Source organism: Coprococcus sp. AF16-22, from assembly GCF_003461545.1.
In the GTDB taxonomy this organism is placed as follows: domain Bacteria; phylum Bacillota; class Clostridia; order Lachnospirales; family Lachnospiraceae; genus Coprococcus; species Coprococcus aceti.
Map to the genome: position 1 here is coordinate 50,032 of NZ_QTXH01000011.1, position 23,172 is coordinate 73,203.

The following is a 23,172-nucleotide window of genomic DNA, read 5'->3' on the forward strand; positions in this document are numbered from 1 at the left end:
TGGAGGGGTTCTGTTCTCCTCTTCTATATGTTAGTATACTATTATTAAATATATTTGACGCGGAAGACCGGACGCCCTCCGGCTCTTTTCGTGCAGAGGAGTTTTGAATGAGCAAAAAAGATAATACACAGGAAGAGGTGCTGGAAAGCACACAGAAGGATGCCCCGGATGACATTTTGATCCAGCCAAGGGGTGTCAAGCGTGAGGTGGCCGACGGTTTCTCAGATCCTAGATCTGCAGCGCCCAAAGCGGACCTTGCGACCGAAAACAGTCTTGAGCTTCACGCCATGACGAGATCAGAGCGCCGCAGATACAGACGGGCACAAAAAAAGGCTGAGACAGCGGACATGACACGCTCACAGCGTTTTCATTATTTTATAGACTGCAACAAATGGAAGATCATAGGAATACTGATGATCGTAGTGTCACTGGCCTGGATCTCACTGGCGGTATATTCCAATACCCGGCCGACGGTATTTGCATATGCGGTGGTCAACAGTCCTGATCCATGGAGCGTGGACACATCCGTTATAGACGACTATAAGAGCTACTATAATTATAAGGACTCGGACAAGATCAAATATATGCAGAACCTGCATTACGATCCGACTACATTTGACGCTGACTACGATGCAAATGGAACGGAATACTCTTCCTTCCCGCTGCTGTGCGAGGACAATGTATATGATGTGCTGATATCCGACAAGGCCGGAGTTGAGTGCTGCAGTTGGATAAATCTGATACATCCGCTTGATACATATGATGGCACTCTCAAAACTCTCTTCGAGGGAGAGCTCAAGGATCGTGTAGTAACGGCGCAGGATTCCGCAAATCACACTTCCGCATACGCAATAAACATCAGCGGAACGGATTTTGCCAACCGCATGAACCTGGGATACAACGATGTGTATCTCTCATTCCCGGGCAACAGCGAGGAGAATGTTGACCACATTATCAAGCTGTTGAATTACATTTTTGATCTTGGTATAGAATAAGAAAAAATGGCTGTGACATATTGTTGTGTCACAGCCATTTTTTCTGTCATGATCTGTATTCAGGTGATCATATATCAATATATCAGTCCTCTGAATCCATGTTCATGACCTGTCTCTTTCTGGCAAGCTCGTCATTTGCAAGATACTCATCGTATGTTGTCTGCTTGTCTATGAGACCTGTATTTGTAATCTCTATGATTCTGTTTGCAGTTGTCTGTACAAACTGGTGATCCTGTGAGGAGAACAGTACTACACCAGGGAACTTGATAAGTCCGTTATTGAGTGCCGTGATGGACTCCATATCGAGGTGGTTTGTAGGCTCATCGAGAATCAGGGTGTTTGAACCCATGATCATCAGCTTGGACAGAAGACATCTTACCTTCTCTCCTCCAGATAGGACCTTGACCTTCTTAACTCCATCCTCACCTGCAAAGAGCATTCTTCCGAGGAAGCCTCTTACATATGTGGCATCCTTCTCGTCTGAATACTGTGTCAGCCAGTCAACTATCACGAGGTCGTTGTCGAACTCCTTGGTGTTGTCCTTAGGGAAATATCCCTGTGAAGTCGTAACTCCCCACTTGTAGCTTCCCTCGTCCGGTTCCTCCTCGCCTGCAAGTATCTTGAAGAGCATGGTCGTTGACTTTGTATTTGGTCCAACAAATGCTATCTTGTCGTCATGACCAACTGTGAACGAGATATCATCCAGAAGCTTTTCTCCGTCAACCGTCTTGGAGATATGTGATACGGTGAGCACCTCGTTACCGATGTCTCTCTTTGGTCTGAAATCAATGTATGGATATTTTCTGCTTGATGGCTTGATGTCATCCAGCTCGATCTTCTCAAGGGCACGCTTACGGGATGTAGCCTGCTTGGACTTGGAAGCATTTGCCGAGAATCTCTGAATGAACTCCTGGAGCTCTTTGATCTTCTCTTCCTTCTTCTTGTTGGCTTCCTTCATCTGCTTGATCATAAGCTGACTTGACTCGTACCAGAAGTCATAGTTACCTGCGTAAAGCTGGATTTTGCTGTAATCTATATCTGCTATATGGGTACATACCTTGTTCAGAAAATATCTGTCATGCGATACAACGATAACCGTGTTCTCAAAGTTGATGAGAAATTCCTCAAGCCATGCGATGGCATCCATATCAAGGTGGTTTGTAGGCTCATCCAGAAGAAGTACATCCGGATTGCCAAAAAGGGCCTGGGCAAGAAGCACCTTGACCTTGAGTCCACCATCCAGATCCTTCATCAGGCTGTAGTGATACTCTGTGCCTACTCCAAGTCCGTTCAGGAGTGTGGAAGCATCTGACTCTGCCTCCCAGCCGTTCATCTCAGCAAATTCAGCCTCAAGCTCTGCAGCCTTGACTCCATCCTCGTCTGAGAAGTCCTCCTTCATATATATAGCATCTTTTTCCTTCATTATCTCATACAGACGCTTGTTACCCATGATTACTGTGTCAAGCACCTGGTACTCATCGTATTTGTAGTGATCCTGCTGGAGGACTGAAAGTCTCTCTCCATCATTCATGGTCACATCACCCTTTGACGGCTCTATCTCTCCTGACAGGATCTTCAGGAAAGTTGACTTGCCGGCACCATTTGCACCGATCAGTCCATAACAGTTACCCTCTGTAAATTTGATATTTACATCCTCAAATAAAGCCTTCTTACCAAATCTCAATGTTACGTTATTCGCACTAATCATCGACGTATATACCTTTCACTATTTACTCTGTCTGCCCACGCAAACGCCTCCATTTTCAGTGATTAAGTATATCAATACATGTCAGATGTGTCAACTTTACTTTATGTACAGAGCGGCGCTTTTCCTGCCCCGCTCCACTCTTCCATTCTGATATCCTTTACCAGAAATTTCTGGCTGCCAGCTAGAGATTCTTGACTATAGGATCATACAGATCAAGCTCACAGTACTCTGTGTCTGTAAAATGATCGCAGTTAAGACAACTCTTACCCGTCACATCGTTTGAAAGACCCTTACAAGAACACTTCTTCTCATACGCACTGCATCTCTCTGCAACTTCTTTGTAGGTTTCTGTTGAACTTCTCATGATGTTCTCTCCTTTTTGCTATGCATTTTTCTGCTGCCTTATTATTGTGTGTCTTTTTCTGCTTTTTATTCCCCATTTCATTCTTCGCTGATTCTTTGCCACATCAAGGTACGGATTCTTGACAATATGCTATATATTAAGTACAATCAGAATTAAAAATTTTTTAAATGATTGGAGATGAAATCTTGGACGCAGGTTCCATAATAAACATTATCATTCTGGTGGTGCTGATTGCACTGTCCGCATTCTTTTCTTCAGCTGAAACAGCACTCACAACGGTGAGTAAATTCTCGCTCAGGTCTCTTGCAGACAACGGCAACAAGCGGGCCTCACGGGTTCTCAAGGTCACAGAGAATTCAAGCAAGCTGATAAGCACTATTCTTATAGGAAATAACATTGTCAATATATCAGCATCTTCTCTCACGACCACATTCGTAACAAAGGCATTTGGAAGCTCTGCTGTCGGTATTGCAACCGGAGCCCTGACACTGATCGTTCTCCTCTTCGGAGAAATCACGCCAAAGACCCTGGCTCAGCGTTATAACCTGAAGATATCGCTGTTATACATTGACATAATCCAGTTCCTTATGATAGTGCTCACACCTGTGATATTCATAGTGAATAAGATCGCTGATTTTATATTCTGGATCATAAGGCTCGACAAGGACGGCGGGAACCAGAAGATGACCGAGGATGAACTCATAAGCATGGTGAACGTCAGTGAGGAGGAAGGCGTCATCGAGGACAAAGAGAAGGAAATGATAACCAATGTGGTGGACTTCGGAGATTCCATTGCAAGGGATGTCATGATCCCAAGAGCAGATATGACCATCGCCTCTGTTGATATGGCTTATGATGATCTGCTGAAGCTCTACATGGAAGTACCGTATACGAGAATTCCTGTATATGAGGACTCCAGAGATAACGTGATCGGTATCCTTCATGTTAAGGATCTCTTCTTCTACAAGGCAACCCATGATATCAATAATTTCAGCGTTCGTAACATCATGAGAAAGCCACTGTATGTATATGAATATCAGAAGACAAATGATCTTCTGCACTCCATGAAGTCGGATTCCAATACCATGGCCATCGTGCTCGATGAGTACGGAATCTGCATAGGACTTATTACCATTGAGGATCTCATTGAGGAAATCATCGGAGACATCAAGGATGAGTACGACACGGAGGAACACAACAACATCATCAAGGTTGACGACACCCACTACAACGTCGATGGCTCCATCAAGCTGGATGATCTGAATGATGCACTGAATCTAAAGATAGAATCAGAGGACTACGACTCCCTCGGCGGTTACATAACCGAGCTGCTGGATCACATTCCAGCCAAGGGCGAGTCCGTCACCGACATCTCATGCATCTACAAGGTACTTGAGATGGACAAAAAGCGAGTCGCCAGAGTGCTTATCACGCTGGCTCCGCAGGAGCCAGGCGACGCCGACGGCGAGTAAGCCAGCGCCGGGTGGCGGGGTTATGCGCAAAACAGACATTTTCGTTGAAAAAGATACAATTTTGTGATATTTCTCGAAGGAATTTACGAAAAGCACACAGGCTTGCGAAAGCTTGTGTGCTTTTCTCTTTTTTCGGCTCAAAAAGATACAATCGTCAAGCTTGCAGCCAGCTAGCGTCCTGAGCATTCTCTTTACTCTTGATTTTTTAACAAATTAATACGTTTTATAGTAAAACAACCTTGTAATGTAGTTTTGAATACTATATAATATGTCGTGTTGATTCAAAATCAACTGTTTATATGCGGTATTACACACTGCATAAACAACATATACTGCACAAAACAGCACATGCTGCGCAAACAATGCATACTGCATACACAGCACGTACAACTGTTGGAATATGTCAATTTGTGAACGGTATTTATGAACAGCATTTTCGCACAGCAGTTCCTGTGCGTGCTCCAACTAATATAAGAGGTGTCTATATGGATAAAAAGACAAATATTAAAGACATAATATCAATGGCCGGTGGCCTTGATTATATAAACCCTAAGGATATTCCTTCCATTGACCTGTACATGGATCAGTTGACCACCTTCATGGAGGATCAGCTTGGAAAGAACAGGCGCAATGACGAGGACAAGGTGATGACCAAGACCATGATCAACAACTACACGAAGAACAATCTTCTGCCATCGCCTAACAAGAAGAGATATTCTAAGCAGCACCTTATACTGCTCATTTATATATACTACCTGAAGAACATGCTCAGCATCAACGATATACAGACTCTGCTTGAGCCTCTTATAGATGGTTATTTTGATTCCAACAAGGACGGAAAGGATATTTCTGATATATACGCCCACTTGTATGAGCATCTATCCCAGCATTACGGTGACATCATCAAGGATATCGTGAGAACAGCCAACAAGGCTGATGCCATGTACGATCCTGAGAAGGACTCCTATCTCCACGATCTCAGCATGATCTCACTTCTCTCAGTTGATATATATGCCAAGAAGAAATATGTGGAGCATCTGGTAGACAAGCTCAGACAGGAATCTGAGGAAGATGCCAAGGCGAAGGCTAAAGCCCAGGCACAGAAAGCCAGAGAGCAGGCAGCAGCCAAAGCCGCAAAGGCTAAGCAGCCACAGGCAAACGCCGCAGCCGAGGGCAAGAAAAAATAGTCAGCTTACGCACAACCAACAAGTATTGCGACCAGATTTCACAGGACTCCAGCCTGTAACACAAATAAAACCCCTGAACGATAAAATGTAATCGTTCAGGGGTTTTGTCTGACTACTTGTCGGTTTTCTCGTTGCTCTGCTTGTCATTCTGCTGGAAGCTCTTCATTCTTGAAAATACAAGCTCATATCCGTCCTTGCCATAATTCAGGGATCTGTTGACCCTGCTTATCGTGGCTGTGGATGCTCCGGTCTTCTCCGCAACCTCCAGATATGTGTTGTCTTCCTTCAGCATCTTGGCCACTGCAAAACGCTGTGCTATAGATAACAGTTCATTCACCGTGCATACATCCTCAAAGAAATTAAAGCACTCCTCTTCTGTCTCCAATGTAAGTATTGCCTCAAACAGATCCTGTACTGCCTCTGTATGTACTGTTTTTCCCATGTCTAAGCTCCTTTTTGACTTTCACGACTTTAGCGTGATAAAGTAATATATACTATATACCACTTTCTTATAATTTGCAATCTTTTTTGATCCAGACTGAAAGGCCTCTTCTGTTGACATAGAACTCGCCACAGCCCTCGTCATCTATCTTGATGTCATACTTGGCATTACCCATGACATCTGCAAAATGTGCTCCCGCAAACTGTCTGCCCACATACATTCTCTTGGTGCCGCCCATTCCATCGGACATGACAACCGCAAGTCCTGAATCCTTGTGCTCCTCGTCGCCCTCTCTGGTCCATCCAACAACCTCGCTGTGATCAAAGTAGTCGTGCTGAGTTCCGTATGCATATTTCTTTCTGAGCTTGAGCAGCTTATTCAGCATCGTCTTCTTCGACTTTACCTTAACCTGTGGTATTCCCGCGTAGTCGCCAATATACAGGCACGGATAGCCCTGCTCTCTGAGCAGTATGACCGCATACGCCAGAGGCTTGAACCAATCCTCAACGTATGATTCCAGAACTCCTCCAACCTGGGATTCGTGGTTATCTACAAATGTAACAGCCTTCTCCGGATTGCTCATCATAAGTGAACCCTTAAGCAGATCTGCCATGTTATACTCTCCATCTGCCACAGATGCATCGTGGAAATTGAAGTGCAATGGCACATCGAACATGGATGCCTCATTGTCTGTGGCCTTGATATAGCCATTCAGATATTCTGTATTCCAGTGCCAGAAATCACCGACAGCAAATATGTCCTTATGTACATATTCCGGAGCCTCATCTGCGCCCTTCTTCTTAGCGGCTGCAGGGACATCAGATGTCGCTTCAATAAAATCCTTCACAAACCATGCAGGGATAGCCTCTGCCTCCTGGAATCTGAATCCGTCCACATCAGTGGTCTTCTCGTACCACTGAGCCCACGCCATGAGCTCGTCGTACACTTCCTGATTGTAGAAATCAATCTCGCTTCCAATTATATAATCATACTTGGAATATTCCTTGTCCGCCTCGTCATAATCCTTGCCCTCAAGAGCGCACACACGCTTCTTGAATTCTTCCTGCTTCCAGTCTATTCCCGCAAAATGCTTCCAGTTCCACTTGAACTTGGAATACTTTGACTTTCTTCCAGGGAATGTAAACTTTGAAAGTGCTCCCACAGTCTTCTTATTGCCGATCATCTGTGGAATATCTTTGGTGTTGAAGTCGGCTGCTGTAACCTTCTCTATCCTGTCAGCGCCAAGCTTCTGTCTGACCGCAATGTCCGCATAGACATTTATCCCCTGATCCTTCATAGCCTTTATAGCAGCTATATACTCATCCTTAGTTCCATATCTGGTTCCAACTGAACCCTTCTGGTCAAACTCTCCCAGATCATACAGATCGTACGGAGCATACCCCATATCTTCTTTGCCCTGTGCTCCCTTTGTAGCAGGCGGAAACCATACAGCCGTAGCCCCCATCTTCTTCAGAACCGCAGCGTCCTCTGCTGCCTTTTTCCATAAATCCTGGCTGTCGGTCGTATTCGCTGTAAAATACTGTACCAAAAGTCCGTTATCCTTCATCTCAATACCTCCGTTATTGGCTTTTAATCACCCTTATAAGTCATTATATCAAATCTGAATATATGAGTAAAGACCGACAAATAACAAAAAACATGCCCGCAGACTCCCCTTACCGGAGTGCCTGCAGGCATGCCAAAGACACTATGTACTGTAACGTATATATCTCGGATCACACACGCTGATCCATGCATGTATACACCACAGCTTATAGCTGTATTACATATTCTTGATTCTCTCTATAGCCTCAACTGTATTCTCATAAGTTCCGAATGCAGTAAGTCTGAAATACCCCTCACCGCTTGGTCCGAAGCCTGAACCTGGGGTTCCGACTACATTTGCATTCTCAAGCAGATAATCGAAGAAATCCCATGATGACATGTTGTTCGGTGTCTTAAGCCAGATGTATGGCGCATTTACACCGCCTGATACAATGTAGCCTGCATCCTTGAGTCCCTGTGAGATAACCTTTGCGTTGTTCATGTAGTATGCGATCTGAGCCTTTGTCTGAGCCTTGCCCTCGTCTGAGTACACTGCGTCTCCTGCTGCCTGAACAATGTATGGAGCGCCATTGAACTTTGTTCCATGTCTTCTTGCCCACAGGCTGTGCATTGACACGCCATCTGCGTCCTTCAGATCCTTTGGAACTACAGCATAGCCAAGACGTGTTCCTGTGAATCCTGCGTTCTTAGAAAAGCTCTTGAGCTCGATAGCACATGTCTTTGCGCCCTCGCACTCATATATTGTATGAGGAACATCCTCCTCGCTGATATATGCCTCGTATGCAGCATCGTAGATGATGACTGCTCCGACCTTATTTGCGTAATCTACCCACTCCTGAAGCTGATCCTTCTTGATTGTTGCTCCTGTAGGGTTGTTTGGGAAACACAGATATATGATGTCAGGTGTCTCCTTTGGAAGCTCTGGCGCAAAGTTATTGTCCGCAAGACATGGCATGTAAATTACATCGCTCCACAACTCTGTGTTCTTGTCGTATGTTCCTGTTCTTCCTGCCATTACATTTGAATCAACATATACAGGGTATACAGGATCACATACTGCAATCTTACTGTCTGCTGTAAATATCTCCTGGATATTTGCAGAGTCACTCTTTGCCCCGTCGCTGACAAATATCTCATCAGCAGATATGTCCACGCCTCTGTCAGCATAGTCGTTCTTTGCTATGGTGTTTCTGAGGAACTCATAGCCGAGATCAGGAGCATATCCCTTGAATGTCTCCGCAACTGCCATCTCGTCTACAGCCTTGTGAAGGCGCTCTATGATAGCCGGTGCAAGTGGCTGAGTCACATCACCGATACTGAGTCTTATAACCTTCTTGTCAGGGTGTGCTGCGCTGTACTCTCTCTGCTTTCTTCCAACTGTTGAGAAGAGATAACTTCCCGGAAGCTTTAAATAATTTTCATTTGCCTTAAACATATCTTTCCTCCTAATATATATCAGTCCAGCCTTCAAATACTTCCCTTGCCGGTCCTGTCATGTACATAGTTTCATTCTGCCTGTCGTAATCAATATCTAAAGTTCCTCCGAGCAATGAGACCTTTACTGAATCTCTCGTCCTGCCGGCAGCTATCCCCGCCGCCACAGCCGCACACGCGCCTGTACCGCACGCAAATGTCTCGCCGGAGCCGCGCTCCCACACTCGCATCCTCATATGATCTTCGTCAACGATCTGGACAAATTCTACATTTGTCCTGTTCGGGAACATGGGATGCACCTCCATCTCAGGCCCCAGAGTCTCCATCTGGCAGACATATATATCATCCACCCACACAACCGCATGGGGATTGCCCATGGATACCCGGACAAAATCCACGGTTTCATCAGGCAGAACAGCCATCTCGACAGCCGCACCTATATCCGGTCTGCCCATATCCACACACACCGCAACCACTCTTCCATCCTGCAGAATGCATCTGAGCCGTTTTATACCCGCCTGTGTCTCCACAGTAAATTCCGTCTTCTCCGTCATTCCATGGTCGTATACATACTTGCCAAGGCATCTTATGCCATTTCCACACATCTCTGCCCTGCTGCCATCCGCATTGTATATATCCATATTAAAATCAGCCCTGGCCGAAGGTCCTATAAGTATCAGTCCGTCGCCCCCAATGCCCCTGTGCCTGTCACTGACAAGCCTGGCAAGGATCTCCGGATCATACACCTTTTCTCTGAAGCAGTTCACGTACACGTAGTCATTTCCAAGTCCTTCCATCTTCGTGAATCGCAATAGAAAGCCTCCCTCTTGATCTGTTTTAGAAACAATCTGAATTATCCAGTATCATATATGCCATCTCGACTATATTTATACCGTTATCCATACTCTTCTTTTGCAGATATCTGTGAGCGCCCTGTTCATCATACTCAAAGTCATGCATAAGCTTGAGTTTTGCCGCCTTGATGACCTTCTTCTCTTCCTCGGTTCTCTCCTTTGGCCTGGACTTTCTCTTTTTTCTTTCCCACAGAAGATTCTCTATGGTGAGACTTACGGTATTCACAAAGTCCATGGACTTTATCGGCATAGACAGACATACCACGCCGCTATCCCGGACTTCCTCATAATTCTTCTTGCTGCTGAGCACGATCATGTCAAAATATTTCGGAATATAATTCTCAAGATCTGAATACATCATATCCAGGAATTTATATCCACATATTATGACTCCATCGTCACACGCATCCGCAGCCTGCGCCGCCTGGGCTCCGGTTGTACACACCTTTGTAACACTTATACCATTGCGAATGAGCAGGTTTTTTATACTCTTTGCTTCCTCTATTTTCGGAAAAACTATTATAACATTTACCAAATCAAAGCCCTCTCAATCGTGTATGTATAGCTATTATCAAATATATAGGTAAGCAGACCTTTCGCTCCGCTTACCTATACTACTCATCATTTTATATTGTCCGTGTATAAGATCAGACTTTGTACAGATAGTTTGAGATCTCCCAGTCTGTAACCTGTCTTGTGTACTCATTCCACTCATCCATCTTGGCACTTGTATATCTCTCGAAGATGTGTGAACCAACTGCCTCCTTCATGAAGTCGCTCTCGCTCATGGCAAGAGTTGCCTCTCTGAGGTTTGCAGGAAGGCTGTGGATATGACGTGTCTTCTTCTCCTCTGCAGTGAGGTTGAATATATTTGTATCTACACTTGGTGGAACTGGAAGCTGACGCTTGATTCCGTCAAGTCCTGCTCTAAGGCATACTGCCATGGCAAGGTATGGGTTAGCTGTTGGATCCGGACATCTGAGCTCAACTCTTGTTCCTGCACCACGTGCACTTGGAATTCTGATAAGTGGACTTCTGTTCTTTGCTGACCATGCGATGTAAATAGGAGCCTCATAGCCTGGAACAAGTCTCTTGTATGAATTTACAAGTGGGTTGGTGATGGCTGTCATCTCCTTCATATGCTCCATGATTCCGGCAATGAACCAGTAAGCCTCCTGGCTAAGTCCGAGCTTATCGTTCTCATCTGCAAATATGTTCTTGCCATCCTTCTGGAGCGACATGTTCATATGCATACCTGAACCGCATACGCCATACTTTGGCTTTGGCATGAATGTTGCGCAGAGACCATGTCTCTTGGCAATAGTCTTTACAACCAGTTTGAATGTCTCGATGTTGTCGGCGGTTCTCAAAGCCTCACCGTACTTGAAATCTATCTCATGCTGTGCAGGAGCTACCTCATGGTGTGATGCCTCGATCTCAAATCCCATCTGCTCAAGAGTAAGAACCATATCTCTTCTCGCATTCTCACCGAAATCCAGTGGTCCGAGATCAAAATAGCTTGCTCTCTCGTATGTGTTAGTTGTAGGCATTCCGTTCTCATCTGTCTGGAAGAGGAAGAACTCACACTCAGGACCTACATTCATAGTGTAACCCATCTCTTTTGCCTCAGCCAGAGCTCTCTTAAGTACATATCTTGGATCGCCCTCAAATGGTGTTCCATCAGGCTTATATACATCACATATAAGTCTTGCAACTTTTCCCTGCTGTGGTCTCCAAGGGAATGTCTCATATGTATCATAATCAGGATACAGATACATATCTGACTCCTCAATTCTCGCAAAGCCCTCTATAGAAGAACCGTCGAACATGATCTTGTTGTCAAGTGCCTTCTCTATCTGGCTTGAGGTTATCGCTACGTTCTTAAGGTCACCAAAAATATCTGTGAACTGAAGTCTTATAAACTCAACATCATCTTCTTTGACCTTTTTCAGTATGTCTTCCTTTGTGTATTTTCCCATCGTTATACTCCTTTTCTACACATTGTTTGATCCTCTGCATGTAAATCCCTATGAGTTTTTCTCATAGCTAGAGTTATAATAAACTTTGACAGAACTTTTGTCAACACAGATGAACGGTTGAGCAAATGTATATTCTGTCATAATTCTCTATCGAAGATCTCTCTTCCTGAATGTCAACCACGTTGCCACTATCATCACCGCGCCATACGCAGCGGCCACTGCCAGGGATATTCCCGCGTGACTCCAGTCTATATCGACCTGACTCATCTCCCTCACAGAGCTGAACGGCATATAGCCCAGTATTTTCTCCAGAACATCCGACTGGAACAGCACAGGCATGATCTGCACGCCGAGATCCACCAGGAAAAACAGCAGCAGATTCACGGATACGGACGCTGCCTTGGACGTCAACGCAAATGCAAGGAATACGCATGTCATATATAACATCGTAAGCACAAATCCCTCGCACGCTATCGATCTCAGCATATATCCCGCCACATTCAGGGTAAATGCCTTTCCAAAGCCTCCACAAATGCATCCTCCTATGGTATATACAAGTATGTCCTCAAGAGAGAGTATCCATATCGCCACTATATATACTATGATCTTCGAAAACATTATATGTGCCCTGCTGTGTCCCTGGGCTATCGCACACTGGATATCCCTGGACTTGTAATCGCTGGTGATGAGCGACGCCGCAATAAATCCAAACAGCATGCCGGACACCGAGCTTCCAGAAAACGAGCCCAGCAGATACTGGAACTGAAAATCCCCCGTGAGTTCTATTCCGAGAATATCTCCAACCAATCCCACCGAGATCAGATATATTATATCCTGGACAAAGAAAACTATCAGGCACACCCTGAAGCCCAGGCTCTTATACAGCTTATAAAATTCAGCCGACAACAGTTCACGCATAATGAGCACCCCCTATCCTGTGAATAAAGTAGTTCTCAAGGCTCTCCTCCTCGAGATGGTACTCACTGACAAACACCCTCTCATTGTAGAGAACCCATGCCAGCTCGTCTGAGTTTACCGGCTGGTCCACGATTATCTCATCGCCATTCACATACACATTCACTATATTGTATCTCATAGCAAGTATATCAAGAACCTTCTTCACATCATTGGTGCGCAATCTCAGTCTCCTGTGGCACTTCGCGTCAAGCTGCGCTGCAGAGAGGCAGTCTATGATCTGTCCTCTGTCTATCATTATGTAGTCCGTTGCCAGCTCGTGAAGCTCTGTGAGTATATGGCTGGATATAAGTATCGTCACACCAAATCTCTGATTTATCTGCTTGAGAAGATTTCTTATCTCAACTATTCCAACCGGATCAAGTCCGTTTATCGGCTCATCCAATAGCAGGAGATCCGGACCTGACAGCATGGCACAGCCAATCGCCAGCCTCTGCTTCATTCCCATCGAATAATTCCTAAACTTCTTCTTGCCAACGCCCTGCAATCCAACATTTGCTATGGTCTGCTCGATGAGCTTGTCGTTCTTTATCCCCCTCAGCTTCATATTAAGCTTTATGTTGTCTCCAGCATTATAATTGTCGTGCAGTCCGGCATGTTCGCACACCGTTCCTATCCTCTTTCTGGCATTCACCAGCCCCTTGCTGTCACTGGCGCCAAATAATTCTATCTCTCCCTCGTCAGGAAACAACAGACCATTGATATGATTGATCAGGGTAGTCTTTCCTGCCCCGTTCTGTCCTATAAAGCCATATATCTTCCCCCTTTCAAGAGATATATTGACATTGGACAAAACAGTATTCTTTCCAAATGTCTTCGTGAGTCCGCTTACTCTCACAACATTCTCTGCCATTTATCCCCCACCTTTCTGTCCTCATAAAATACGCCTACAGGAAATAATATTCTATGAATTTACACAAAAACCCGTCATCCAGCACATAGCTGAACAACGGGTCCTTTATATACTTATCAATGATAAGAATTAATCCTGAACGTATGGTAATATTGCGATCTGTCTAGCTCTCTTAACAGCAATTGTGATTGCTCTCTGATGCTTAGCACATGTTCCTGTGATTCTTCTTGGAAGGATCTTACCTCTCTCTGAGATATACTTTCTGAGTGCGTTTGAATCCTTGTAATCGATCACAGCCTCTTTATTAGCACAATACTCGCAGACTTTCTTTCTTCTACGGATATTTCTTCTCTTCATTGGAGCGTCAGCTCTATCAGTCTTATTGTAAGCCATTGTATTTACCTCCTATTTTACTTGAATGGTAAATCGTCCTCAATACCTTCCGGTATACTCATGAAGCCCTCAGCTCCTGCATTGCCAGGTGCCGGTCTTCCTGCTGGCTGATATCCACCGCCTGATGCCTGTCCGCTTGCAGCCTTGCTCTCAGCAAACTCCTGCTCCTCAACAACAACATCAGTTGTGTACACCTTGTTACCATCCTTATTCGTATAGCTTCCAGTCTGGATTCTACCTGTTATAGCAATCTTCGTTCCCTGCTTCAGGTACTTCTCTGCAAACTCAGCACTCCTGCCAAATGCAACGCAGCCGATGAAGTCTGCACTCTGGTCGCCATTTCTATTGAATCTTCTGTCTACAGCCAATGTGTATCTTGCAATAGCCATCTGGCCATCACCTGTGTTTGACTGTGAATATCTAACTTCCGGGTCTCTTGTGAGACGACCCATCAATATTACCTTGTTCATTATAGAATACCTCCTATTACTCGGCGTCTAATCTAACGCAAAGATATCTAAGAACTGATTCCATAATACGAATGTTAGCCTCAAGCTGAGCTGGAACTCCAGCCTCTGCATCAAACTGAATGAAGTAGTAGTATGCTTCGCCCATCTTCTGAATCTCGTAAGCAAGCTTCTTGAGTCCACACTCGTTAACTTCTGTAATTGTTGCGTTAGCCTTCTCAATATAAGACTTAACCTTATCAACTACAGCTGTTCTGGCTTCCTCATCAATCTTTGCACTAACAACTAAAGTTAATTCATATTTGTTCATTACATTGCACCTCCTTATGGTCTCTGGCCCACAGTCATCTGTGAGCAAGGAAAATATGATTAATACATCACAAGTTCAGATACTATCATATTTTTCCAGCCAATTCAAGCATTTTTTCTATGATCATCCCAAAAATTCTGTAGCATGCTTTCTCGACCACAAAGGGAACATGCTTCTCTGGCATCTGTAGTTCTCTCTCTGCTCCACGCTCACCGCGCTGAAGAATGTTCTCCACATATCTGTGTAATCATCCTCCATATATTCTGCACTGCCCAGCGTCTCCATCTCCTGATCTGTAAGCCGCCTCACATACATATCCGAATCCACCGGATGCACCACGGCGTAACGTCTGCCATCATCCACTATCAGCCAGTATTCTGACGGCATCCTGTCCGCAAAATGACTGGCGACAAGAAGCGCAACATCGTCCTTTGGTTCTATATGACATACATACACCCGCCCCTGGACAACAGTGAATCTGGCTATCTCCCTGAATAGATGTGCCTCGTTGCTTACACTCCGCCCAAGCTCCATGATACGCATCACCTCCGGACTTATGAGCATATGTTCCACATTTCGGCCCTCGGCAAATGCCAGTATCAGATATCTGTACACAGTGTCCAGTGCATCCTCCTGATGCGACAATAGTGCATTGAATACGTTGCGGTACACCAGCCAGGATACCTTCTTCACAGACCGGGTAAACTTCTGCACCTTGTCCGCATCCGGCTCGACATGTATATAGTCAGCGAACATATCCAGTTGTTCCACAGGCTCCTTCATAAGCATCACATGGTCGTGTCCGACCTGCAGTGCCATACTCCACGCCTCATATATGCATGTAGCCATATCGTCATATCTGTCTCTGCATGTGAAAACCTTCATATTGTCCATAACTTCCACCTTCACGCCTTCATTCCTATATCAAATAAAGTCATCTGTCTATACTGTTCATTGCCGTGTGATGCCTGCCAGTTCTCTCCCCGGCTCAGATCCGTCATCTCCCTGACAATGTAATCCCTCTCTATAGGGATCCTGTACATCATACGTCCGCCACACGTTATAAAATAATGTGCTCTCTTAAGCACCACCCCCATCTTCTTCAGATTATCGAAATCCAGACTTCCGTATCTGCGGGCTCTCACTATCCTGCCCGCCGACTTCGGCCCTATGCCGGGAATCCTGAGAAGCAGATCATACGGTGCCGTCTGCACCTCCACCGGGAACTGGTCAAGATGCCTCACTGCCCAGTTGCACTTCGGATCCATTCTCTGATCGAGGTTCGGCTCGTTCTCAGACAATATCTCCTCAGCGTGGAATCCATAATATCTGAGCAGCCAGTCCGCCTGATACAATCTGTGCTCACGGAGCAATGGAACCGCCGTATCCAACGCAGGGAGTGCCGAGTCCTCGTTGATCGGTATATACGCGGAGTAGAACACACGCTTCAGATCGTATCGCTGATACAGTCTCTGGGCTGTGTGTATGAGCGTGTAATCTGACTCTCCGCTGGCTCCAACTATCATCTGTGTGCTCTGTCCCGCCGGGGCAAATGCCTGTCTCCTGTCTGTATCTCCAAACATGACAGGGAGGGGCGAAGAGGCAGCACCGATGTCTCTTTTATCAGAGGTCATTCCATCTGTGAGTGCCTCTGCTGCTGACATCTGCAGAGCACCATGTCTTTCCTGCCCTGCCAGCTCTGCTTTGTATGCAGTCAGATCCTTCTGCAGATTCTTCTCGTTGAATATGCTTCCAGTAAGGTATCTGTTGATACCGCTCCTCTCCATACGCGCAGTCTTGCCCACCGCCAGTCTGTGAGATTCTATAGTGCTGGTCAGCTTGCCCATGGGATCAAGTATGGTGTCAAAGCTCTTGTTCGGGGCAAGCTTCTTCAGACTCTCCTCAGTCGGCAGCTCCATATTAACACTTATCCTGTCCGCTAAATATCCCACCATGCTTATAAGCTCATCCGATGCCCCCGGAATGGTCTTCACATGGATATATCCATTGAACCTGTACTTCGTCCTGAGAAGATACAGAGTCTCACACATCCTCTGCATGGTGTATGTCGGATCCCTGAGCACTCCAGAGCTCAGGAACAACCCTTCTATATAATTCCTCTTGTAGAACTCTATGACCAGATCGCACAGCTCCTCCGGTTCAAATGTCGCTCTTGGCACATCATTGCTTCTGCGGTTCAGACAGTACTTGCAGTCATATACACAGTGGTTCGTCATAAGGACCTTAAGCAGCGATATACATCTTCCATCCGCTGCAAAGCTGTGACATATACCACATGATACACTGTTGCCCAGGGCTCCCTTCTGTCCCTTCCTGTCCACTCCACTAGATGTACACGCCACATCATACTTCGCCGCATCCGCCAGTATATTCAGTTTTTCCTTCGTTGTAAGTCCTGTAATTATCTCGTTCATGCATAATATTATACGAACATTTGTTCGGTATTGCAAGAGGTAATTTCTGGTTGCCGGTTAAAGCATAATATTACTTATGGATGGCGCAGACAAAAAAGACCGGACACACTCTGAACGAATGTATCCGGTCTTCTCTATGCGAAAGGATCTGGACTATGACAGTTCCTTTCTTCTATATGATCCTAAGCTATATCTTAGAGCTGTGGGCCTGCTGCAACTAATGCCTTACCTGCTGCATTACCCTCGTACTTAGCAAAGTTCTTCTGGAATCTTGCTGCAAGATCCTTAGCCTTTGTCTCCCACTCTGAAGCATCAGCGTATGTGTCACGTGGGTCAAGGATTGCTGGATCTACGCCAGGAAGCTCTGTTGGAACCTCGAAGTCGAACATAGGGATCTTCTTTGTAGGAGCCTCATTGATAGCACCACTGAGGATTGCATCGATGATTCCTCTTGTATCCTTGATTGAAATTCTCTTGCCTGTTCCATTCCATCCTGTGTTAACAAGGTATGCCTTAGCACCGCTCTTCTCCATCTTCTTAACAAGCTCCTCTGCATACTTTGTAGGATGCAGCTCGAGGAATGCCTGACCGAAGCAAGCTGAGAATGTAGGTGTTGGCTCTGTGATACCTCTCTCTGTACCAGCAAGCTTTGCTGTGAATCCTGACAGGAAGTAGTACTGTGTCTGCTCTGGTGTAAGGATTGATACTGGAGGAAGTACTCCAAACGCATCTGCTGAAAGGAAGATTACGTTCTTTGCAGCTGGTGCTGATGATATAGGTCTTACAATGTTCTTGATATGATCTATTGGGTAAGATACACGAGTATTCTCTGTTACGCTCTTATCAGTGAAATCGATCTTGCCGTTTGCATCAAGTGTAACGTTCTCAAGAAGAGCGTTTCTCTTGATAGCGTTGTAGATGTCTGGCTCTGAATCCTTGTCAAGGTCGATAACCTTAGCATAGCATCCACCCTCGAAGTTGAATACGCCGTTGTCATCCCAGCCGTGCTCATCATCACCGATGAGGAGACGCTTTGGATCTGTTGAAAGTGTTGTCTTACCTGTTCCTGAAAGGCCGAAGAAGATAGCTGTGTTCTCACCGTTCATATCTGTGTTAGCTGAGCAGTGCATTGAAGCCATTCCCTTAAGTGGAAGGTAGTAGTTCATCATTGAGAACATACCCTTCTTCATCTCTCCGCCGTACCATGTGTTAACTATAACCTGCTCATGGCTTGTGATGTTGAATGCTACACATGTCTCTGAGTTAAGTCCTAACTCCTTGTAGTTCTCAACCTTAGCCTTTGAAGCATTGTACACTACGAAATCTGGCTCGAAGTTCTTAAGCTCTTCCTCAGTTGGCTTGATGAACATGTTTGTTACGAAATGAGCCTGCCAAGCAACCTCAACGATGAAACGGATAGCCATACGAGTATCAGCATTTGCTCCGCAGAATGCATCAACTACGAAAAGTCTCTTGTTTGAGAGCTCCTTCTTTGCAAGATCCTTAACTGACGCCCATGTCTCCTCTGTCATTGGATGGTTATCGTTCTTGTACTCATCTGATGTCCACCATACAGTGTCCTTTGAGTTCTCATCTACTACGATATACTTATCTTTAGGTGAACGGCCTGTATAAATACCAGTCATAACGTTAACTGCGCCGAGCTCACTAACCTGTCCCTTCTCGTATCCCTGAAGGTCAGCCTTTGTCTCTTCCTCGAATAACAATTCATATGAAGGATTGTGTACGATCTCTGTTGTGCCTGTAATGCCATACTTAGTTAAATCAACTGTTGCCATTTTTCTTAACTCCTTTTCTTTAAATGTATTTCATTGATAGGGGCATTCCGCCGTGTCCTGCTGACACCGCGGTTATACCGCACTCAATAATCTGAAAATAAATATGAACATTTACTCTCATATTCAGTTGAAAGTATACCCAATTAGTCAAAATAAATCAATATGATTATTGAGTTTTTTTTGTAGTTTACAGAAACTTCTCAATTATAATCTGAATTTTATATTTATTACTTGCATAACCTAAGACAATGAGCTTCCACGTCTCTTCTCAAGGAATTTTGACTTCACTATCAGAATATCACCTGTCTGTATCTTCAGATCACCTGTCGGCAGTATAGACATATTATCCCTGAGTACCATATATATATTCACACCATACTCCTCCGTAGCCTGGAGTATGGTCCTGCCGCAAAACTTGCTCACATCATCTACGAGCAATTCTCCAATCTCGTCCACATCAACAACTTTGGACTCCTCGTTGGCATTGTTCTGATACTGCTCTACAAATCCGGCGCTTATGATACCTGTAGGTATCGCTACCAGCAGAACTCCCATAAATGCTATGACTATCGCCATGCATTTGCCCAGCAGCGTGATCGGGTAAATGTCTCCATACCCCACGGTAAGGACTGTCGATACCGCCCACCATATGCCGCTGAAGGCGTTGCTGAACACTCCCGGCTGTGCGGCATGCTCAGTGCTGTACATACACAGGCTGCTCGCCATCATCAGTATAAATATGATGAACATGGACGATATGATCTGTCTGCTCTTTCTCAGCAGGACCATCTTGATGACATTGAAGCTGTCGTACTTTGAATTGATCCTGAAAAGATGGAATATACGGATCACCCTGAGCATCCTGAACGCCACGAAGCCAGACAGAAAGAACACTGGTATGATCGTGAGCAGATCCACAACTCCGTCATATGATATGAGGAACTTTCCTATAGCCTTTCCTCTGGTGCATGTGGGATACAGGAAATCCGCCGTCCATATGCGGAGAATGTACTCAACACAGAATATGCCTGTAGTCACCCACTCGATAACACTCAGCAGCCCATAATATGGTTCAAGCTGATCGTAGGTCTGCAGGAACATCACCGATATGTTCGACAATATGACACCCACTATGAATATGTCAAATGCCCTGCTCGCCAGATTGCTTTTGTCCCCTATCTGTATTATGTCAAATATTTGCTTTTTGAATTTTGTCTTGTTTACCGCCATTGCTCTCCTCTTATATATCTATTTGTCCTTGAGAATGTCCATCATCTCATCTATCATCTCTTCGTCCTGAAGCCTGAACTTGATCTCCACGCGTCTCGACGCTGCCATGTCCACTGCTTATGATGCCGTTGCTCTCCGTCAGACAGTACTTTGCCACTGAGAACGCTCGCTGCTGTGAAAGTTCAAGATTGTGTATGTAGGAACCATTCGTATCCGTGTGTCCCTCTATGATTATCTCCGGAACGTATTCCCTGTAATCATCGCGCAGAAGCACACTGCAGTACTTCGGCAGGAACTGGTTGATGGTAAGCATACACGAATATACCACCCGTTATGGCAAACATACACACACTTATAATCGCCCTATCTCCTATCATAATTAAAAAGAGGCTGTTTTACCAGTTGAAATACTTACTCCTTTACCTGTTATTTACATATTTATGCGGGATTTACATGTTTTTACAAGGCTCTGTGCATACCGCACAAATGGCCATTTTCTTTTTGTGCACTTTGAAAAATGTGTCATAAAATCTTTAAATTTTAAAGATTTTATTTTGCAAAACGTTTTTTTTCTGTACATATTCTGTTCATATTTTGTGTATATACTGAACTCAGTTGTTCAAGAGAAAGTAATTTACTCTTAGTTGTTTAAGTTGTTGTTTAAAAAAGAACCGCCTAGCAATTCAGGTGGTTCTTTTTTTGCGCACAAAATTATCTCTTATTTAGCAAAAAAGGCTGAAAAGATACAATTTCTTCAGATTTTGTATCTTTTCAGCCTTTTATTTTGATTTAGAGATAATTTTGTGTGCAGACGAACTCATCCGCCACCAAAAGATCCCAGCTTTATAACTCTACACTGCAAATTACTCCGTAGGAAGCTTTGCCTTCTCGAATATCTCAACAACCTTGTCGTCAGGCTTCTTTGTGAGAAGTGATACGACGATAGCTGTAATGAACGCTGCCGCAAATCCAGGAACGATCTCATAAAGTCCTGTTGGTGTTGCAAGGAACTTGTACCAGAGCATGTCAACAGCAAATCCGACTATGATAGAAGCAAGTGCTCCATTGTAATTCAATCGCTTCCAGTACAGTGACAGAACGATGACCGGTCCAAATGCCGATCCGAATGCGCCCCATGCATTTGACACGAGTGCCATGATACCCTCACAGTCTGGATTCATCGCTATGGCAAGTGCCACAACTGAGATGATGATGACCACAATTCTTCCTGCCCAGAGCATCTCATTGTCAGATGCTTTCTTTCTGAATATAGGCTTGTACACATCTGATGCAAATGCTGATGATGAAGCAAGGAGCTGTGAATCAGCTGTACTCATGGACGCTGCAAGGATAGCTGAGAGAAGTATACCAGCTACAAGCGCAGGGAACACTCCTCTTACAAGTCTGATGAATACCTGTGAGTTGTCTGTAAGTCCACCGCCAAGATACTGAAGACCGACCATACCAACTACGGATGCCATAATGAGGATGATTCCCGTCCAGCAAGTACCGACTATTCTGGACTTCTTCATCTCCTTCTCTGACTTGATCGAAATGTATCTTATAAGAATATGTGGCATACCCATATATCCAAGTCCCCATGCAAGTCCTGATATGATATTGATCACACTGGTCTTGTCAAATGAACCGCTTATAAGGGCATTGTAATAATTGTCTGGAATGACAACATCAGGTGCTATAAATCCAGCACCCTGCATGGTGATGACCGCAATGATAGGTGCGATCATGAGAGCTGCAAGCATCAGAAGTCCCTGGAAGAAATCAGTCCAGCACACTGCATTAAAACCACCAAGGAATGTGTATACGATGATGATGACTGCAGCGCCGATCATGGCTGTATTCCTGTCGATTCCCATAACTGTGTTGAACAGAGTACCGCAGGCCGATATACTTGACGCTGCGTATATACAATATGCAACCACAAATATAACTGCACATATTATGAGAAGCAGCTTATTGTCTGACTGAAAACGATTTGTCAGATACTGAGGTATAGTGATCGAATCGTTGTACGCTATCGAGAATCTTCTGAGTCTCGGTGCTATGAATATCCAAGCACATGCTGTTCCGATGAACAGACCAACTGATATCCACATGTTGCTGAGTCCTGTCGCATAGAATGCTCCGGGCAGTCCCATGAGAACCCACGCACTCATATCAGATGCTCCGGCGCTGAGTGCAGCCACCAGACCATTCATATCTCTTCCTCCAAGAAAATAATCCTTCTCTCCGGCATTCCCCTTGGATTTGAAGAAGAAATAAATTCCTACACCGATTACCAGGACAAAATACGCTATAAACGCAATCATCTCGTAAACATTCATTAGTTAATCCACCTTCCATAATAATTATAATTTATCTGCTCCGCACCAACTTTACCACTGCAGTGCAGTATCTCACTGTCAGCGCACATAACAAAGCAAATTCTACACGGAAATATACCAAAATGCAAGGTTTTTCAGCATTTGGCGATTTTATCTGTTTTGCCAGTTTTCCGGCGGCAGGCCTCACAGCTGATGTCTGCCGGCGCAAGCCTCCCAAGATCACTGCCTGATCCCTGCCTGATTCCCGCCTGACTCCTGCCTGATCACCGCCTGATAAAACAGCCGGCTCACAGCGGCATGCCCGGTCTCGATCCCGGAAAGCTCGCCATTAAGCCGGCTGTTTTATTCTCTCTATAGTCTTCCA

Annotated in this window: 22 protein-coding genes; 3 read left to right on the forward strand and 19 right to left on the reverse strand. The window is 44.9% G+C overall.

What is annotated here, in order from left to right:
* Positions 1-107 precede the first annotated feature (107 nt).
* Positions 108-995, forward strand: coding sequence for a hypothetical protein (locus tag DWW60_RS11325; RefSeq protein ID WP_022216609.1), 888 nt, complete (start codon positions 108-110; stop codon positions 993-995).
* Positions 996-1,077: 82 nt separating this feature from the next.
* Here the strand turns inward: DWW60_RS11325 and DWW60_RS11330 are convergent, their stop codons facing one another.
* Together DWW60_RS11330 and DWW60_RS11335 are read right to left on the reverse strand one after the other, a co-directional pair.
* Positions 1,078-2,703: an ABC-F family ATP-binding cassette domain-containing protein gene (locus tag DWW60_RS11330; protein ID WP_015533297.1), complete on the reverse strand. Its 1,626-nt coding sequence runs from the start codon at positions 2,701-2,703 to the stop codon at positions 1,078-1,080.
* A gap of 181 nt (positions 2,704-2,884) precedes the next feature.
* Positions 2,885-3,067 carry a hypothetical protein gene (locus tag DWW60_RS11335; protein ID WP_015533298.1) on the reverse strand — a complete coding sequence of 61 codons (183 nt, stop codon included), beginning with the start codon at positions 3,065-3,067 and terminating at the stop codon, positions 2,885-2,887.
* A 185-nt stretch (positions 3,068-3,252) separates the two neighbouring features.
* Here DWW60_RS11335 and DWW60_RS11340 point away from each other — a divergent pair, with 185 nt between their 5' ends.
* Together DWW60_RS11340 and DWW60_RS11345 are read left to right on the forward strand one after the other, a co-directional pair.
* Positions 3,253-4,539 carry an HlyC/CorC family transporter gene (locus tag DWW60_RS11340; protein WP_330410571.1) on the forward strand — a complete coding sequence of 429 codons (1,287 nt, stop codon included), beginning with the start codon at positions 3,253-3,255 and terminating at the stop codon, positions 4,537-4,539.
* Positions 4,540-5,024: 485 nt separating this feature from the next.
* Complete coding sequence (locus DWW60_RS11345; RefSeq protein ID WP_055143830.1) at positions 5,025-5,726, forward strand: DUF1836 domain-containing protein; 702 nt, start codon at positions 5,025-5,027, stop codon at positions 5,724-5,726.
* Between the two features lie 112 nt (positions 5,727-5,838).
* Here the strand turns inward: DWW60_RS11345 and DWW60_RS11350 are convergent, their stop codons facing one another.
* The 17 genes from DWW60_RS11350 to putP all read right to left on the reverse strand — a co-directional run bounded on the left by DWW60_RS11350 (position 5,839) and on the right by putP (position 22,808).
* Positions 5,839-6,168, reverse strand: coding sequence for a YerC/YecD family TrpR-related protein (locus tag DWW60_RS11350; RefSeq protein WP_015533300.1), 330 nt, complete (start codon positions 6,166-6,168; stop codon positions 5,839-5,841).
* Positions 6,169-6,235: 67 nt separating this feature from the next.
* Positions 6,236-7,735 (reverse strand): alpha-amylase, encoded by a 1,500-nt coding sequence (locus tag DWW60_RS11355; protein WP_055279808.1) that lies wholly within the window; start codon positions 7,733-7,735, stop codon positions 6,236-6,238.
* Between the two features lie 216 nt (positions 7,736-7,951).
* Positions 7,952-9,169: an LL-diaminopimelate aminotransferase gene (locus tag DWW60_RS11360; RefSeq protein WP_117875409.1), complete on the reverse strand. Its 1,218-nt coding sequence runs from the start codon at positions 9,167-9,169 to the stop codon at positions 7,952-7,954.
* Positions 9,170-9,179: 10 nt separating this feature from the next.
* A complete protein-coding gene (gene dapF / locus DWW60_RS11365; protein ID WP_055143828.1) occupies positions 9,180-9,980 on the reverse strand; it encodes a diaminopimelate epimerase in 801 nt (266 codons plus the stop codon).
* Positions 9,981-10,005: 25 nt separating this feature from the next.
* Positions 10,006-10,557 carry an ANTAR domain-containing response regulator gene (locus DWW60_RS11370; protein WP_070098466.1) on the reverse strand — a complete coding sequence of 184 codons (552 nt, stop codon included), beginning with the start codon at positions 10,555-10,557 and terminating at the stop codon, positions 10,006-10,008.
* 112 nt (positions 10,558-10,669) lie between these two features.
* Positions 10,670-12,001: a type I glutamate--ammonia ligase gene (glnA, locus tag DWW60_RS11375; RefSeq protein WP_015533303.1), complete on the reverse strand. Its 1,332-nt coding sequence runs from the start codon at positions 11,999-12,001 to the stop codon at positions 10,670-10,672.
* Positions 12,002-12,148: 147 nt separating this feature from the next.
* On the reverse strand, positions 12,149-12,919 hold the full coding sequence (locus tag DWW60_RS11380; RefSeq protein ID WP_015533304.1) for an ABC transporter permease: 771 nt from the start codon (positions 12,917-12,919) through the stop codon (positions 12,149-12,151).
* The gene (locus tag DWW60_RS11385) at positions 12,912-13,829 is read right to left on the reverse strand and encodes an ABC transporter ATP-binding protein (RefSeq protein ID WP_117875410.1); all 918 of its coding nucleotides are present in this window, start codon (positions 13,827-13,829) and stop codon (positions 12,912-12,914) included. Before DWW60_RS11385 ends, DWW60_RS11380 begins: the two co-directional genes overlap by 8 nt.
* Positions 13,830-13,958: 129 nt before the next feature.
* Complete coding sequence (gene rpsR / locus DWW60_RS11390) at positions 13,959-14,222, reverse strand: 30S ribosomal protein S18 (RefSeq protein ID WP_015533306.1); 264 nt, start codon at positions 14,220-14,222, stop codon at positions 13,959-13,961.
* Between the two features lie 17 nt (positions 14,223-14,239).
* Complete coding sequence (locus DWW60_RS11395) at positions 14,240-14,692, reverse strand: single-stranded DNA-binding protein (protein ID WP_022216615.1); 453 nt, start codon at positions 14,690-14,692, stop codon at positions 14,240-14,242.
* A gap of 16 nt (positions 14,693-14,708) precedes the next feature.
* On the reverse strand, positions 14,709-14,999 hold the full coding sequence (gene rpsF, locus DWW60_RS11400; protein ID WP_015533308.1) for a 30S ribosomal protein S6: 291 nt from the start codon (positions 14,997-14,999) through the stop codon (positions 14,709-14,711).
* Between the two features lie 123 nt (positions 15,000-15,122).
* On the reverse strand, positions 15,123-15,893 hold the full coding sequence (locus DWW60_RS11405; RefSeq protein ID WP_330417762.1) for a TIGR03915 family putative DNA repair protein: 771 nt from the start codon (positions 15,891-15,893) through the stop codon (positions 15,123-15,125).
* A gap of 11 nt (positions 15,894-15,904) precedes the next feature.
* Entirely contained in the window at positions 15,905-17,434 is a 1,530-nt protein-coding gene (locus DWW60_RS11410; protein ID WP_055273662.1) for a putative DNA modification/repair radical SAM protein, read from the reverse strand.
* 194 nt (positions 17,435-17,628) lie between these two features.
* The gene (pckA, locus tag DWW60_RS11415) at positions 17,629-19,233 is read right to left on the reverse strand and encodes a phosphoenolpyruvate carboxykinase (ATP) (protein WP_004849399.1); all 1,605 of its coding nucleotides are present in this window, start codon (positions 19,231-19,233) and stop codon (positions 17,629-17,631) included.
* A gap of 240 nt (positions 19,234-19,473) precedes the next feature.
* A complete protein-coding gene (locus DWW60_RS11420; protein ID WP_117875411.1) occupies positions 19,474-20,463 on the reverse strand; it encodes an ion transporter in 990 nt (329 codons plus the stop codon).
* Positions 20,464-20,509: 46 nt separating this feature from the next.
* Complete coding sequence (locus tag DWW60_RS11425) at positions 20,510-20,776, reverse strand: OmpA family protein (RefSeq protein ID WP_243002955.1); 267 nt, start codon at positions 20,774-20,776, stop codon at positions 20,510-20,512.
* A gap of 550 nt (positions 20,777-21,326) precedes the next feature.
* Positions 21,327-22,808 (reverse strand): sodium/proline symporter PutP, encoded by a 1,482-nt coding sequence (gene putP / locus DWW60_RS11430; RefSeq protein WP_022216620.1) that lies wholly within the window; start codon positions 22,806-22,808, stop codon positions 21,327-21,329.
* Positions 22,809-23,172 lie beyond the last annotated feature (364 nt).